We start from the raw sequence: 16004 nt of genomic DNA, 5'->3' as shown, positions 1-16004 counted from the left end.
GAACGGTTAATGTCAGACCCCGGTTGCAGACTGGATCTATGGAAAACCAACTTGCACAGGAATTTCACGTTACGTACTTCGACGCCGATAGCGGCCGGATCAGCAGTGAAAGCTTCGATTCCCTGAAGGACGCCGAACGTTTCGCCAGCCGGAACTGCGGCACCGAGGAATCGTGGGCCGTTATCGACGCTGTTGCCATCGAGCAGGCTCGGATCGCCGCCTGAGGCTCAGCCGGAAGTACCGCTCAGCCGGAACGGCTTTCGGGCTGGCCGCCGGCGGCGGCATCCTCGGCGAGCCGGCGTTCGGCGTCCGCCACCTGCTCAAACACTGATTCCGCGCGGCGGCGTACCGAGGCCGCCCCCACCGGGACGGGTCCGACGGCGAGCCGCAGCATGGCTGCAGCCTCGGCAGTGGTGGCCAGTGAATTGCCTGCCTTCGACAACGACCGGTGCACACCGGCCAGGTCCCCGGGAATGTCCAGCCCCTCGCTGGGCGAACGTCGCTGGGCCTCGACGCAAACAACACGGACACGTTCCAGGAGCCCCGCCAGCTCGTTCGCGACTTCTACGAGTTCCGCATAAAGCTGCTCGTCTTCGACGCCTTCGAGGACCTGGTGATAGCGGTCCAGGCCACGGTGGAAACGATCGTGGGCACGGCGCCAAAGGCCCTTGCCCAGCTCAGCATCGTCCTTGCGCCCTTGCCGGGCGGCAGTAAAGAATCCCACGCAGGAACCTAGAGGTACTGGCCGGGACCGTGGTCCGGGTCCTCCGGCCGGCCTGACGGCACCGGACCGGAATGATGGCCGGCGGCGGCCCGCTGCGGCTCGCCGTTCTCCCCGATAACCACGCCAGGGGCGATCATGGTGCCCGGCGGAAGCTGCTTCAGGTGCAGCTGCGCGGCGGCCTGCTCCCGTACAGCGTGCTGGGCGGCGATGGCCGTCTGGATGCCGTGGAAGAGGCCTTCCAGCCACCCCACCAGCTGCGCCTGGGCGATCCGAAGCTCGGCGTCGGACGGTGTGGTGTTCTCCGGGAAGGGCAGGCTGATCCGTTCCAGTTCTTCAACCAGCTCCGGTGCCAGCCCGTCCTCCAGCTCCTTGATGGAACGTTCGTGGATCTCGGCGAGGCGTTCGCGCGCGGCGTCGTCCAGCGGGGCCGACTTAACCTCTGCCAGGAGCTGCCGGATCATGGTGCCGATCCGCATGACTTTCGCGGGCTCGTCCACAAGGTCCTGCAGGTTGCTGCCCTTGGCCTTGCCCCCGGGTGACGTGCTCGACGCCGCCGGGCCGGTAGTGGCCGGACGTGCAGCGCCGGGGCCGGTGACGGCTCCAGCCGGGATGGGCACAGCCGGCATGGCCGGTTCGCCGTTGTCGAGGGTCCTGCCCTCAACGGGGACATCATCAGGCTGAGTGTCTGTCGGATCGCTCATGCGTTCATACTCTCACGAGCCGAGGACGGGCAGTCCAGTTGATGAAGCCGGCCAGCCGATGAAGGCTGGCCGGCAGTCAGCGTCAGCAGCACCGGCCCTGCGGGTTGGAGTCCTGGCGGTCCGTCCGGTCCCGCCAGAACTCGCGTTCCGTCAGCGGTGGTTCCCCATGTCCGGCCGCGTGGTGGTGCTCCAGGTACTTGGCGTACGCATCAGCACCGAGCACGCCGCCGAGGTACCGGGCGAAACCCCGGAACCCTGTTGCGACCGCGGCCAGACCGGGGCTCATTTGTGGTGACCTGCCCTTTCGAACCGCAGCTCGGCCGGCAGCTTGTTCCACTCGGCCTGCAGCTCACGTTCCGCGGGTGTGGGGATCAGCCCGGCGGGTGCGAAGACCTTTGACGGCCGGGCCTCGTCCTCGTTGTCAACGTTCGGCAACCCAGCCGAATGGTTGCGGAAGGCCTTGATGGTGGCCACGAAAGCCATGGCGATGACGATGATGCTCAACACCACAAAGATGACGGACAGCCAGCCCTGAATCGCAGTGTTGCGCACCACGGCTTCCATGGCGACAACACTCTTGGCTGAGCCGAACTCCGTCTTGCCGTCCGCGAGTGCCTTGCTGAAGGCGGCATTGTTGGCGAAATAGCCGACGGCGGGCGTCGACGAGAAGATCTTCTGGTAACTCGCGGTGATGGTCACCACCGCCGCGAAAGCGAGCGGTACCGCCACGATCCAGAGGTACTTGAAGCTCCCCCGCTTGGCGACGATGGCCAGGCACACGGACAGTGCGATCGCGGCCAGCAGCTGGTTGGCGATGCCGAACAGCGGGAACAGCGTGTTGATGCCACCCAGCGGATCGGTCACGCCCATGAGCAGCACGGCACCCCAGGCGGCCACCATAACGGCGGTGCACAGCCAGGCTCCCGGACGCCACGAGTGCTCCTTGAACTTCGGGATGAAGTTGCCGATGGAGTCCTGCAGCATAAAGCGCGCAACGCGTGTACCGGCGTCGACCGCGGTGAGGATAAACAGCGCCTCGAACATGATGGCGAAGTGGTACCAGAAGGCCATCAGGGCCGTGCCGCCGATGAACTGCTGCATGATATGGGCGAGTCCCACGGCAAGTGTGGGCGCGCCGCCGGTCCGGGACACAATGCTCTGCTCCCCGACGTTGGCTGCCGTCTCAGCGAGCATGGCCGGGCTGACGTTGACCCCGGACAGGCCAAGGCCGTTGACCCAGGCGGCCGCGGTTTCCACGGTGCCGCCGGTCAGGGCCGCGGGGGCGTTCATGGCGAAGTAGAGGCCCCGGTCAATGGAGATGGCCGCTACCAGCGCCATGATGGCCACAAATGACTCCATCAGCATGCCGCCGTAGCCGATGAAACGGGTCTGGCGTTCCTTCTCGATCAGCTTCGGGGTAGTGCCCGAGGAGATCAGGGCGTGGAAACCGGATAGCGCCCCGCAGGCAATGGTGACAAACAGGAACGGGAACAGCGCACCGGGGAAGACCGGCCCGTTGTCCCGGCTTGCGAACTCGCTGAAGGCCGGGACAGTGATCTCCGGGCGGACCACGATGATGGCCAGTGCCAGCATCACGATCACGCCGATCTTCATAAACGTGGAGAGGTAATCGCGGGGAGCCAGGAGCAGCCAGACCGGGAGGATGGCCGCGATGAAGCCGTAAACGATGAGGCCCCACGCGATGGTCACCTTGTCCAGGGTGAAGAACGCGGAGCCCCATTCGGTCTCCGCCACCAGGCCGCCGCCGATGATCGCGGCCATCAGGAGCACAAAGCCGATCAGGGAGACTTCCATGATCTTGCCCGGCCGGATGTAGCGCAGGTAGACGCCCATAAATAGCGCAATCGGGATGGTCATGCCCACCGAGAACACGCCCCACGGGCTTTCGCCCAGGGCGTTGACGACGACGAGCGCGAGGATCGCCACAATGATCACCATGATGAGCAGCGTGGCGATCAGTGCTGCCGTGCCGCCGATGACGCCCAGTTCTTCGCGGGCCATCTGGCCCAGGGAACGGCCGCCGCGGCGCATGGAGAAGAACATCACCAGGTAGTCCTGGACGGCACCTGCGAGCACAACGCCGATGATGATCCAGATGGTGCCGGGGAGGTAGCCCATCTGGGCCGCGATGATGGGTCCGACCAGCGGGCCGGCACCCGCGATCGCGGCAAAATGGTGGCCGAACAGCACGTTGCGGTCCGTGCGGACATAGTCCTTGCCGTCAGCCTTGTATTCCGCCGGCGTGGCGCGGCGGTCATCCGGCTTGGTGATGAGGCGTTCGATCACCTTGGAGTAGAAGCGGTAACCAATGAGGTAGGTACAAACCGAGGCAAACACGAACCAGATCGCGTTGACGGTCTCGCCCCGGACGATGGCCAGCATGAACCAGGCGACGCCGCCGAGCAGTGCGATGGCTGCCCACAGTGCGATATTGGCCGGGGTCCAGTTCTTGTCTTCAGCTTCGCGGACGGCCTCGTCCACTGCGGTTGGCGGAAGCTTCGGATCGGCGGTCAATGGGCCGCTACCTTTCGCTGCACGTACCGGTTCGTCAGGCCTGCTGGCCATGTCTCCTCCTTGAGAATTGGTGCTTCAGTGAGTTGCTCAAAGGCACCCTACCAACGCCGCACCAACGAGGAGGGGCATTCTGCCCGCGCCGTGTGTCATTGCGGTGAACGGCGGGCGGGAGGCGCCGAGCGCATAAAAGCCCCCGTTCAGGGTTTCCTGGACGGAGGCCTTCGTGGCTAATCCCGGGCGGGAGCCGTGGCTACGCGTGTGCGTAAGTGAGGCAGTCCGCGTTGTCAGCGCCGGGGCCCACGTGAACTTCGGCGGCGTTGCACATCAGGTGGTCGTTGTGGATGCACTCGGAGCGCTGGCAGGCTCCGACATCCGCCAGGACCTTGGGCAGCCCGCCGTGTGTGCCGGTGTCGATGAACGTGGCGCAGCTGGCGTGGTCTTTGCTTCCGCCAACCGTGATGGCGTGGGCGGTACAGCCTTCGTGGTCATTAAACGAGCAACGGGTAACACTGCAATCGGCAACATGTGTTGTCATAGGAGGTTCCTCCGTACTTCGGCCGTCCGGGACGGACAGCGTCCTGAGTCCCACCGTAGGCCTGTTGGGCCCAATCAAAAAGACCCAACTGTGTGACCTAATTCCGGTGCTCCTCCGCTCAGCTGCCTCGGCAGACCGCTCAGGTCCCCACCTCCCGGCGGGACACCGGAAGCCTCGCCCGGGTAAACAGCCACGCCAGGGCCGCACCGGTGAGCGGCACCGCGATCAGCAGCGCCACGAGCTGGAGCCAGGGAACGACGGCGGTCCGCGCCATCCCGGTGGCCGTCACCAGCAGCACGGCGGGCACTATCCCGGCAACACTTCCCAACACGGTTCCGAGCCCCGCCGTCATCAGCGCCTGGGAACCTGCGAGCGCCTTCCGCAGACGCGGGGCCGCACCCACGCCGGCAAGCGTCACGTGGTCCTTCCGCGAGTCCGCCATGGACAGGCCCGTGGTGATGCCTGCCGCGCTGAGCGTGATCAGCGCGCCCAGGCCCACGATGGACCAGAGGATCAGCGAGTCGTCCTGCGCCGGTCCGCGCTCCACGTACGGGGTCCCGTAGCGGTCCTTGTAGATTGTGCCAAGCACTCCGGACATTTTGTCCATTTCGGCGGCATCAGGGTAGGCGCTGAACTGGACCAGCAGGGCGCTGTCATCCACGCGCATTCCGGCCGCCGCTGCAGCTTCCGGAGAGACTACGCCGTAGTACTGCACCTTAACTGCCGGCTCCAGCACGGCCGCAGCAACTTCCGTCCGTCCCGCCTCCACGTAGCCCTGGAAGGCGCCCGTGGCCGGATTGTCCGGTGCGGGCTTCCGCATGTCCTTCGCCACCAGGGACGCGTGCCCGTCACGGACGAACACAGGGTTGGTCACCACCATGCCACCGGCCGCCAGCACGTCGCGGGCTTCCGCCGTGGGCGCCGTGCCGAACAGCCTTTCCACGTCATCGGCCGTTCCGACGATAACGGAGTTAATGCTTCCCTGCGTCTCGTAGGGACGCATCGCGCCCTGGCAGCGCCTATCCTCCGGATCGAGGACACGCCCGCCCGCCGTAACGGGGCACGCGTTGCCTTCCGGTGTGGCCAGCGAGTATTGCAGGCAGCTCGTCGTCGGCGTTTGCGCGGGCGACGCGTCAGCAAGTTCGGGCCGCATGTCGCAGTTCCGGGTGTCGGCTGTGCGCAGGACGCTGGTCCATTCGACGGTGTCCAGGGCGCCATCCAGGGCGGACACCACCTCTGCAGGGGCAACCCGCACCGGGTCCGGCATTGTTCCGTCAGCCAGTGGAGGCTGCCACACGGATAACGGCAGGACTGCCTGGTTCTTCAACGCGGACCAGTAGTGGTTTTGCTGCTCGTTCGCCTGCTGGCTGGCCGCCAGCACCATGCCGGCACTGGCGAGGGTGGCGGCGGCAAGGACGGCGGCAACAGCTGGAACAGTCCGGCCGCGGTTTCGGGAAGAGTCCCGGGCGGCCATGCGCGCAGCCAGCGGAAGGCGTCCGGCACGCTTGCCAAGGAATACCACCACCTTGCCGGTCAACAGGACCAGGGACGCAACGCCCAGTACCGCGCCGCCCAGCAGGAACCAGAGAACCACCGGCGTCCTTGAGAAGAACACATCAGGGTCTTCGCTGCTGACGGCGAGCCCCGTGCCGACGGCAAGTGACACGGCAGCCACTCCCAGCAGGACAGTACCCACCACGGTGGACGCCTTGCCGGCCGACGCCGGCGCCCGCCCCGATTTGAGCGCGCCCAGAACAGCCTGGCGCGCCACCTGCCGCGCAGGGGCCAAGGCAGCCAGCAGGCACGCCACATAGCCCATGACCATCACCAGGACCGTCAACAAAGCGTCCGGATGGAAGCCCGGGAAACGGACCGATCCGCTCAGACGCGCAACGAACACCACCCCGGCGCCGGCTACCAGTCCCACCGCAGCGCCGGCCGCCACGCCGATGCCGCCGAGCCACAGGCCAGCCGCCATCACCACCGAACGGATGGTGGGGCTTTCGGCCCCCGTCGCGGCCAGCAGGGCCAGCTCCCGGACCTGTCCCTTGGCGCCCACGGCGAACGCGGCTCCCGCCAGCAGGCCCACCTCCAGCAATGCGAGGGCGCCCAGGAGCGCCCCGGCCGCATAGGTGGTGAGCGGCAGCGACGCGCTGGACGAGGTCCCTGCGCCCTCCGGCCCGCGCTCCTCTTGGAACGGCGGATTCAGCACCGCGGACCTGGACAGCACCGTGACACCCACGGCGTTGGCCGCCAGGACCTGGCTCCAGGTCACCGGCTCGGAACCCACCAGGTAATACATGGTGGCATTGATGGCCGGCGCGGGTGGCGCCGGACCGGTGGTGGCATGCGCCGGGGCGCCAACACTGCCCTGGCCGGGCCTGAGGTAGACGATGGAGTTGCTGTCCGAATAGCCCGCATCGCGGAGCGTTCCGACCGCGACAAACGTCCCGGCCGACGTCGCCAGCTCTTCCCCCAGTTCCAGCCCGAACCGCTCCAGCAGTCCCGGCGACACAAGCATCTCGGCATCAGTCCCGGGTGCCCTGCCGTCCAGCAGGGTGTATTTTCCGGCAAATGCCGGGGCCATGGCGTCCACCGCGCGGCCCATCACACGCACGTCCGCCGCCCCCGACTCGGCAGTGAGGTCGAGGGTGGATTCTGTGAGCACTACGTAGCCGGCCGGAATCGCGTCCTGCGGATCCGTCGGCGTGAAGTCCGGGTTCCTGTCCCAGTCATTCGTGGTGATCTGGAGCTCTTCGACCGGGTGCTGGACCATGACGCCGTTGGCCATGGGCATGGACCGGAACCGCGCCTGCGTGGTGCCGAGCTCGTACTGAACTCGCTCGGCGGCGGTTTCCTGGGTGCTCTGGACCAGGGTGACCGCCCCTGTCATTGCGGCCACGGGGAGCATGATAAGCAAAATGATCAGAAGGGAACGCCCTTTGTGGCGGCGGATATCGCGCCGCGCCATCCGCACGGCGACGCGGAAAGCCTGCCGGCGCCCGCCGGGCGCCGGGTCGAGGGTGAGCGCCACGTCAGTGGCCGGCCTGCGTGAGGAGCATGGCGGGATCATGCATGGCAGCCGCCTGGTCAACGATCCGGCCGTCCCGGAGGAACACCACCCGGTCAGCCCACGCGGCATGCCGGGCCTCATGGGTCACCAGCATCACGGCCGCACCGGCATCGGCACGTCCGCGGAGCACCTCCATCACGCCGTGGCCGGTGGTGGAATCCAGGGCACCCGTGGGTTCGTCGGCCAGGATCAGCCGGCGGTCGCCCACGATGGCCCGCGCGATGGCCACCCGCTGCTGCTGTCCGCCGGACATCTGGTCCATAAAGCGGTCCGCGAGTTCCGGGATGCCCACCTGCCGCAGCGCATCCAGGGCCTGGCGTTGCGCCTTCCTGGTGGCCGTTCCGTCCAGTTCCAGCGGCAGCGCCACATTTTCGGCCGCGGTCAGCGTGGGGACAAGGTTGAAGTCCTGGAAGACATAGCCGACGGCGCGGCGGCGCAACCGGGCGAGTTCGTTCAGTCCCAGCCCGCCCAGGGGCGTCGATTCCACAAAGACACCGCCCGACGTCGGCCGGTCAAGTCCCCCGGCCAGCGCCAGGAGGGAGGACTTTCCGGAACCTGACGGACCCATCACGGCGACGAACTCGCCCGCCCTGATACTGAGGTCCACCTCGCGCAGCGCGGCGACCGCCGTCGCGCCTTCACCGAACGTCCTGCTGACCTTGGCGAGTTCCAGGACCTGCTGCGGCCCCTGGACGCTCACCGGCGGCTATCCGCGATGAGCGGGGCAGCCTCTTCCACAGTGACCCCGTTGGACGATTTGCGTGGTGTGGCCTGGCCCGCGGTCTGCGCCTGCTGCAGCATCCGCGCCTCGCAAAGGTCCAGCCAGCGGACCTCCGCTTCCGTCTGGAAGATCAGCGAATCCAGCACCAGCAGCCAGGCCGTATCGGCCGCCCGCTGGTTGGCGGCCGTGTCGCGGCGGGCCTTGGTGTAGTCCTGCAGCGCCCGGATAGACGCGACCCGCTGGGCCTGGATGATGGCCTGCACATCCACGCCCGGCAGCGTGACCGCGAGCGCCAGTTTGATGGCCAGCTCGTTCCGGGGCGGGTTGTTGCGCTCCACGGGGGCGGCAAACCAGTTCTGCACTTCCGCCTTGCCCGCGTGGGTGATGCTGTAGACCACGTGGCCTTCGCCGTCACTGCCGTCATTGCTGACCAGGCCGTCGCGTTCCAGCCTGTCCAGCGTGGTGTAAACCTGCCCGATGTTCAAGGGCCAGGTGGACCCGGTGCGGTTCTCGAACTCAACCCTGAGCTGGTAGCCGTAACGCGGCTGGTCCTGCAGCAGGGCAAGGAGGCTGTGGCGGATGGACATGATGCTCCTAGCGGTGGCGTCAGCGTCGGTATGCACGGACCCCCAAGACCCGTGCATACCGCGTATAGAGTGAGGCTAACCCAGTCCGCGGCGCAAAGCAATACTCAGTATCTACCCGGCTCTACATAACCAGCAGGATCTTGCCCACATGGTCGCCGCTGTCGAAGTACCGGTGCGCGGCCGCAGCCTGGTCCAGCGGGAATGTCTTGGCCACCAGCGGGCGGATCCGGCCGTCCGTGATGAGGGGCCACACGGATTCCCGCACGGCGTTCATGATGGCGCCCTTTTCCGCCACCGGGCGCGGCCTCAGTGCCGTGGCAACCACCGCCGCGCGCTTCCGCAGGAGCTGGCCAAGATCCAGCTCCCCCTTGGCCCCGCCCTGCAGGCCGATGACAACGAGCCGGCCGTAGTCCGCGAGCGCATCAACGTTCTGCGCCAGGTACTTGGCACCCACAACGTCGAGGATCACGTCGGCGCCCTTGCCGCCGTTCTGCCGCCGGAGGCTTTCGGGGAAGTCCTCTTCGGTGTAGTTGATGGCGATGTCCGCGCCCAGGAAAGCCTTCGCGGTCCCCACCTTTTCCGCGCTTCCCGCGGTGGTGGCGACCCTGGCGCCGAAGGCCTTGGCCAGCTGGATGGCCATGGTGCCGATCCCGCCGGTGGCGCCGTGGATCAGGACAGTTTCACCGGCCTGCAACTGCGCCGTCATGATCAGGTTGGAGTAGACCGTGGCTGCGACTTCCGGCAGCGACGCAGCGGTGACCACATCAACGCCGTCGGGAATCCGCAGGACCTGCTCCGCCGGCACCGCAACCTGCTCGGCATAGCCTCCGCCGGCCAGCAGCGCCACCACCTTGTCACCCACGGAGAATGCCTTGGTGACGCCGGGACCGAAGCCGGCGATCCGCCCGGAGACTTCCAGCCCGGGGATCTCGGACGCGCCGGGCGGGGGCGGGTAAAAGCCCCTGCGCTGCTGCACGTCCGCGCGGTTCAGGCCGGCGGCGACGACGTCGATCAACACCTCGCCCTGCCCGGGCACCGGCGCGTCCACGTCGCGGACCTCCAGCACCTCCGGACCACCGGGTTCTGCAATGTAGACGGCTTTCATGGAGAACTCCCGTTTTCTAGCTGATTCGTGCCCCAGAACCAGTGTGCACCGGACGCACGGCAGACTCTGTTTTGTTGCAGCCAACTGCCTATGAAACACTACTCGTTAGGGAAGGTTGTCCGAGCGGCCGAAGGAGCTAGTCTTGAAAACTAGTGTGCGGTAACCCCGTACCAAGAGTTCGAATCTCTTACCTTCCGCGAATGGAACCCCGGTACGCCACATGGTGGCGGACCGGGGCTTCTTCGTTTAACCGGCCCATAGGCCGCCAGGGCCGAACCATTGAAACTGTCGGAGCCCGGACATAGGGTCGTTCCTGTTGCCACCCATCGACAGAGAGAGCCCATCATGCCTGCACCCGAGATCACCCCCGGCGCACCCTGCTGGATCGACCTCATGACCTCAGACATCACCAAAGCCCGCCAGTTCTACGGCGAACTCTTCGGCTGGGAATACGAGACCGGCGACGAGGAGAAGTACGGCGGCTACACCACCGCACGGAAGAACGGCAAGACCGTGGCCGGGCTCATGCAGAAGGACGTGGACCAGGCTGGCATGCCTGACGTCTGGTCCACGTACCTGCGCTCGGACGACGCCGAGGCCACCGCGTCCGCCGTCACTGCGAACGGCGGACAGGTCTACATGCCGCCCATGGATGTTCCGGAACAGGGCCACATGGCCATCTTCGGCGACTCCGCCGGAGCGGCAATCGGCGTGTGGCAGCCGCGCGAGATGAAGGGATACGAGCTCGTAGCCGAGCCCGGCGCCGCCGCCTGGCACGAGCTCCACACCAAGGACTACGACGCCGCCGTGAAGTTCTACGAGGAGGTGTTCGGCTGGGATACGGATGTTATGAGCGATACACCGGACTTCCGGTACACCACCCTGGGCGCCGGGGACTCCGCCAAGGCCGGCATCATGGACGCCTCCGGGTATCTGCCGGCCGACGTTCCGTCCAACTGGCAGGTCTACTTCAACGTCGAAGATGCGGACGCTTCGGTTGAGAAGGCCGTTTCGCTCGGAGCCACCGTCATTGACGGGCCGGAGGACTCTCCGTTCGGCCGGCTCGCATCGCTGGCCGACCCCACCGGAGCAATGTTCAAGATCATCGCATAAGTAAATTCCTTCGACGAAATACCGGCCGGCAGCTTTCATTAAAGCTACCGGCCGGTATTGTTTTGCCCCACGGACGTTTCGCCAAATGCACTCACCATCAACCTTGCGTTCATGCGGCGCTGCTTTGCTGTGCCGGACACCACCTGATCAAACGTGGAGTCCGGACACTGTCCGTAGGTACAACCCGGACACACTCCATCGGGTCCCCTACCGGGACGCCCCTATGAAAGTAGAGCGGATGCACCATTCACCTTGGAAATTAGCGCTGGGAACAGCGTTGTCTGCGGGGCTTATCGCCACTCCGTTGGCAGCGGTCCCCGCCTTCGCCGTCGACGCAGCTCCCGCAGGCACTTCACCCGTTGTCATCAACGAGGCCTACCTGAGCGGCGGCAGTGCCGGCGCAGCCTACAAGAGCAAGTTCGTTGAGCTCTACAACACCTCCGACACCGCGGTCTCCCTGGCCGGCTGGTCCGTCCAGTACCGGTCGGCTACCGGAACTGCGGCGCCCACCAGTGTGGCTGCCCTCACCGGTTCCATCCCGGCCAAGGGCCACTACCTCATTAAGGGCGGCAGCAACAACGGCGGGGTTGAAGGTGCGGACCTGCCGACTCCGGATTCTGTGGCAACCTCCCTGAACTTCAGCGGCTCCGCCGGAACCATCATCCTGGCAAAGCAGGCCACCGCCGCCCCGCTCGCCACCGGCTCGGTTATTGAACCGGCCGGCGTGGCAGACCTCCTCGGCTACGGTTCCTCCAACACCTTTGAAACGCAGGCCGCCGTTGCGCCCGCCAGCAACACCGACGTCAAGAGCCTGAACCGCAGCGCCGGGACGGACAGCAACAGCAACCGGGCGGACTTCACGCTGAACACCGCCGTCACGCCGACGGCGGCGGGCGGCACCGTGGACCCCGTCCCGGATCCGACGCCGGACCCCGATCCAACGCCGACACCCGTCCCGGGCACCAAAACTATCGCCGAAATCCAGGGCACCGGCACCGCCAGTCCGCTGGCCGGCACTGCCGTAACAACGCGCGGCAAAGTCACCGCGGCCTTCCCCACCGGCGGTTTCGCCGGCTACTACGTCCAGACCCCCGGCACCGGCGGCGACCTCACCCCGGCCGGCCACACGGCGTCGGACGCTGTTTTTGTCTACTCCCCCGCCACCGCAGGCTCCGTGCAGATCGGCGACTTCGTGGAAGTCTCCGGCACGGTTTCCGAGTTCTTCGGCATGACCCAGGTCAGTGTGGCGGACGCCGCGGGGCTGACCAAGCTAACCGACGCAGCCCCCGAGGTGAAGTCCACCGCCTTCACGCTCCCGGCGGCCGAGTCCTTCCGCGAAGCACTTGAGGGCATGCTGCTGGCACCGCAAGGGCCCGTCACCGTCACCGACAACTACGCGCTGAACCAGTACGGCGAAATCGGCCTCTCGGGCGGGACCACCACGCTGGTGCAGCCCACCGCCGTCGCGCGCTACGGCTCGGCCGAATACCAGGCCGCCGTGGCGGACAACGCTGCCCGCGGCATCAAGCTCGACGACGGCGCCACCACCAATTTCCTCAAGGACGCCACCACCAAAGCCCAGATGCTGCCGTACCTGACGGCCACGGACCCGGTCCGCGTGGGATCACCGGTGACGTTCGCTACCAACGTGGTACTCAGCTACGCCAACAACGCCTGGAAGTTCCAGCCGCTGACCCACCTCACCGCGGCCAACAAGGGCACGGTCCAGCCGGCCAGCTTCGGCGCCACCCGGACCGAGGCTCCCGCCAGCGTGGGCGGCAACCTGAAGATCGCCTCCTTCAACGTCCTGAACTACTTCCCCACCACCGGCGACACCCTCACGGGCTGTTCCTTCTACAAGGACCGCGACGGCAACCCCATCACGGTCCAGGGCGGCTGCGATGCCCGCGGCGCGGCAAACGCGGAGAACTTCCTCCGCCAGCAGGACAAGATCGTCGCCGCGATCACCAAGACCGGCGCCGACGTGGTGTCCCTCATGGAAATTGAAAACTCCGCCCAGTTCGGCAAGGACCGCGACGACGCCCTGGCCAAACTGGTGGACGCCCTCAACATCGCGACCCCCGGCATCTGGGACTACGTGCGGACACCCGCCAACGCTCCCCCGCTGGCCGACGAGGACATGATCCGCACCGCGTTCATTTTCAAGAAGGCCGTGGCCGAACCTGTGGAAGAGTCCATCATCCACAACGACACAGTCGCCTTCGCCAACGCCCGCAAGCCGCTGGCGCAGGTGTTCAAGCCGGTGGGCGCCGGGGACGACAAGAAGTTCATCGCCATCGCCAACCACTTCAAGTCCAAGGGTTCGGCAGCAACGCCGGATGACACGGACAAAGGCCAGGGCGCGTCCAACCTCGCCCGCACCGCCCAGGCCAAGTCGCTCCTGGACTTCGCCGCCGGGCTGCAGGCAACTAAGGGCACGGACAAGGTCTTCCTGATCGGCGACTTCAACTCCTACGCCCAGGAAGACCCGATGAATGTCTTCACGGACGCCGGCTACGTCAACCAGGACGGCAAAGCGAAGAACGCCGACGGCTCCGCGAAACACTCCTACCTCTTCGGCGGCCTGGTGGGTTCGCTGGACCACATCCTGGCCTCCCCGGGCGCTGATGCAGTGGTCACCGGCGCGGACATCTGGAACATCAACTCGGTGGAGTCCGTGGCGCTGGAGTACAGCAGGTATAACAACAATGTGACCAACTACTATGCGCCGGACCAGTTCCGCGCCAGCGACCACGATCCTGTGGTGGTGGGCCTGGACCTTTCTGCGGGCCCGGTCACGCCGGCCAGCGTTGAGCTGAACTTCCTGGGCATCAACGATTTCCACGGCCGCATCGACGCCAACACGGTGCTGTTCGCCGGCACCATCGAGAAGCTGCGCGCCGCCGCACCCGGGGCCACGGCGTTCCTGTCCGCCGGCGACAACATCGGGGCATCGCTGTTCGCCTCGGCTGTTGCCAAGGACCAGCCCACCATCGATGTGTTGAACGCGCTGGAGCTGGACGCTTCCGCCGTGGGCAACCACGAGTTCGACGGCGGCTGGGCGGACCTGCGCGACCGCGTCATCGCGGGCGGCACCAACGCCACGTTCCCGCTGCTCGGGGCGAACGTCTACAAAAAGGGAACCACGGAACCGGTCCTGCCGGAATTCACGGTGCTGGACATGGACGGCGTGAAGGTCGCCGTCATCGGCACCGTCACCCGGGACGTCCCGTCCCTGGTGACGCCCGCCGGCATCGCCGATCTTGAATTCGGCGATCCCGTGGACGCCATCAACCGCGTGGCTGCCAGGATCACGGCGGAGAACCTCGCTGACGTGATCATTGCGGAAAACCACGACGGCGCCGGGTCAGGGACGCCGGACGGCGCCACCCTGGAGCAGGAAGTGGCAGCGGGCGGCCCGTTCGCGAAGCTGGTCACCGAAACCTCGGCCGACGTGGACGCCATCTTCACCGGCCACACGCACAAGGAATACGCCTGGAACGCACCGGTCCCCGGGGCTGACGGCAAGACCCGGCCGATTGTCCAGACCGGCAACTACGGCGAGAACATCGGCCAGGTCCAGCTCACGGTGGATACGGCCAGCAAGGAAGTCACCGCCTCGAAGGCCGGGAACGTCAGGCGGACCACGGATGCCGCCGCCGGCCTCGTGAACGCGTACCCGCGGGTGGCAGCGGTTGATGCCATTGTGAAGAAGGCTTTGGCCGACGCCGCCGCGATCGGCAACCAGCCGGTGGGTGCGCTGACCGCGGATATCACCACGGCGTTCACCGCGGACCCCGCCGGCGGACCCGCCAAACGCGATGACCGTGCCAGCGAATCGGCGCTGGGCAATCTGGTGGCCGACTCTCTGTTGGACTCGCTCCAGCCGGCTGAGCTGGGCGCCGCGGAAATCGGCGTCGTCAATCCCGGCGGCCTCCGCAACGAGCTGTACTACGCCCCGGACGGCACCATCACCTATGCGGAGGCCAACTCGGTCCTGCCGTTTGTGAACAACCTGTGGACCACGTCCCTGACCGGTGCGCAGTTCAAGGCACTTCTGGAGCAGCAGTGGCAGACCAACGCCGACGGCACGGTCCCCAGCCGCGCCTACCAGCAGCTGGGCCTGTCCAGGAACGTCAACTACACGTACGACGCCACCCGTGCCGCCGGTGACCGGATCACCTCCATCCGGGTGGCCGGTGCCGTTATCGATCCGGCGAAGTCCTACCGGATCGGGACGTTCAGCTTCCTGGCCACCGGTGGCGACAACTTCCGGGTCTTCAAGGACGGAACCGGCACCAAGGATTCGGGCCTCGTGGACCGGGACGCCTGGATCACGTACCTGCAGGCGCACAACCCCGTGTCGCCGGACTTCGCCCGGCGCACGGTGGCCGCCGTGAACACGACGGCAGCCGAGGTCAAGGCCGGGGACGCCATCAGCCTGGCGGTTTCTAAACTGGACCTCACCTCGCTGGGCAGCCCGGTGAATACGTCCCTGGCTGCGGTGTTCACCGACAGCGCCGGGACTGTGACGGATCTTGGCACGGTGCCGGTTTCGGCCGGCGCCGCCGCCGTAAACCTCGCCGTTCCTGCCGGCGCTGCTGCGGGGGCAGGAACTCTGGCGCTCACGGCCACCGAGTCCGGCACCGTGGTGAAGGCTGCTGTCCAGGTGGCTGCCAGCGGACCCGTTCCGCCGGTTTGCACGGCACCGGTACCGCCCACCAAGTGGTACGACGTCCTGGGGTGGATCCGTTACGGCGTTGCCTGGATCCAGTACCAGCAGTGCCTGCGCGGCTAGCCGCTTCGCACTAAACCAACGCGGGCTTAACCCGACGCGGGGTCACTTCGCGCCCATTCCGAAGGGGATATCAGGCGTGAAGTGACCTCCCCACACGTGCCCTAACCTCGCA

The 16004-nt window shown here is 66.6% G+C and carries 12 protein-coding genes and 1 tRNA gene; 4 read left to right on the top strand and 9 right to left on the bottom strand.

All coding sequences use genetic code 11. The annotated features are described in order from the left end of the window. Positions 1-38: 38 nt before the first annotated feature. Positions 39-224, top strand: coding sequence for a hypothetical protein (locus CXR02_RS18550; RefSeq protein WP_104063322.1), 186 nt, complete (start codon positions 39-41; stop codon positions 222-224). 20 nt (positions 225-244) lie between these two features. Here CXR02_RS18550 and CXR02_RS18545 read toward each other — a convergent pair whose 3' ends face one another. The 9 genes from CXR02_RS18545 to CXR02_RS18505 form a co-directional block, all read right to left on the bottom strand. After that, positions 245-724, bottom strand: a complete 480-nt coding sequence (locus CXR02_RS18545; RefSeq protein ID WP_058930047.1) for a hypothetical protein — start codon at positions 722-724, stop codon at positions 245-247. Positions 725-732: 8 nt separating this feature from the next. Further along, positions 733-1425 carry a bacterial proteasome activator family protein gene (locus CXR02_RS18540; protein WP_104063321.1) on the bottom strand — a complete coding sequence of 231 codons (693 nt, stop codon included), beginning with the start codon at positions 1423-1425 and terminating at the stop codon, positions 733-735. A gap of 82 nt (positions 1426-1507) precedes the next feature. Continuing rightward, entirely contained in the window at positions 1508-1711 is a 204-nt protein-coding gene (locus CXR02_RS18535; protein WP_056342522.1) for a YbdD/YjiX family protein, read from the bottom strand. Then, positions 1708-4011, bottom strand: a complete 2304-nt coding sequence (locus CXR02_RS18530) for a carbon starvation CstA family protein (protein ID WP_104063320.1) — start codon at positions 4009-4011, stop codon at positions 1708-1710. The genes CXR02_RS18535 and CXR02_RS18530 overlap by 4 nt, the downstream gene beginning before the upstream one ends. A gap of 199 nt (positions 4012-4210) precedes the next feature. Beyond that, the gene (locus tag CXR02_RS18525; protein WP_104063319.1) at positions 4211-4495 is read right to left on the bottom strand and encodes a DUF1540 domain-containing protein; all 285 of its coding nucleotides are present in this window, start codon (positions 4493-4495) and stop codon (positions 4211-4213) included. Positions 4496-4634: 139 nt separating this feature from the next. Next, a complete protein-coding gene (locus tag CXR02_RS18520; RefSeq protein ID WP_258061115.1) occupies positions 4635-7388 on the bottom strand; it encodes a hypothetical protein in 2754 nt (917 codons plus the stop codon). Positions 7389-7530: 142 nt separating this feature from the next. Then, positions 7531-8268, bottom strand: coding sequence for an ABC transporter ATP-binding protein (locus CXR02_RS18515; RefSeq protein ID WP_104063317.1), 738 nt, complete (start codon positions 8266-8268; stop codon positions 7531-7533). Then, a complete protein-coding gene (locus CXR02_RS18510; protein WP_104063316.1) occupies positions 8265-8876 on the bottom strand; it encodes a PadR family transcriptional regulator in 612 nt (203 codons plus the stop codon). Before CXR02_RS18510 ends, CXR02_RS18515 begins: the two co-directional genes overlap by 4 nt. 121 nt (positions 8877-8997) lie before the next feature. Beyond that, positions 8998-9981 (bottom strand): NAD(P)H-quinone oxidoreductase, encoded by a 984-nt coding sequence (locus CXR02_RS18505; RefSeq protein WP_104063315.1) that lies wholly within the window; start codon positions 9979-9981, stop codon positions 8998-9000. Between the two features lie 109 nt (positions 9982-10090). Here CXR02_RS18505 and CXR02_RS18500 point away from each other — a divergent pair. The 3 genes from CXR02_RS18500 (at position 10091) to CXR02_RS18490 (ending at position 15892) form a co-directional block, all read left to right on the top strand. Further along, positions 10091-10178, top strand: a tRNA-Ser gene (locus tag CXR02_RS18500). Positions 10179-10326: 148 nt separating this feature from the next. Further along, positions 10327-11094, top strand: coding sequence for a VOC family protein (locus CXR02_RS18495; protein ID WP_104063314.1), 768 nt, complete (start codon positions 10327-10329; stop codon positions 11092-11094). Between the two features lie 238 nt (positions 11095-11332). Beyond that, positions 11333-15892 (top strand): ExeM/NucH family extracellular endonuclease, encoded by a 4560-nt coding sequence (locus tag CXR02_RS18490; RefSeq protein ID WP_104063313.1) that lies wholly within the window; start codon positions 11333-11335, stop codon positions 15890-15892. Positions 15893-16004 lie beyond the last annotated feature (112 nt).

Source organism: Arthrobacter sp. 4R501 (assembly GCF_002929755.1).
Lineage (GTDB): Bacteria > Actinomycetota > Actinomycetes > Actinomycetales > Micrococcaceae > Arthrobacter.
This window is presented reverse-complemented; position numbering and strand designations above follow the sequence as displayed.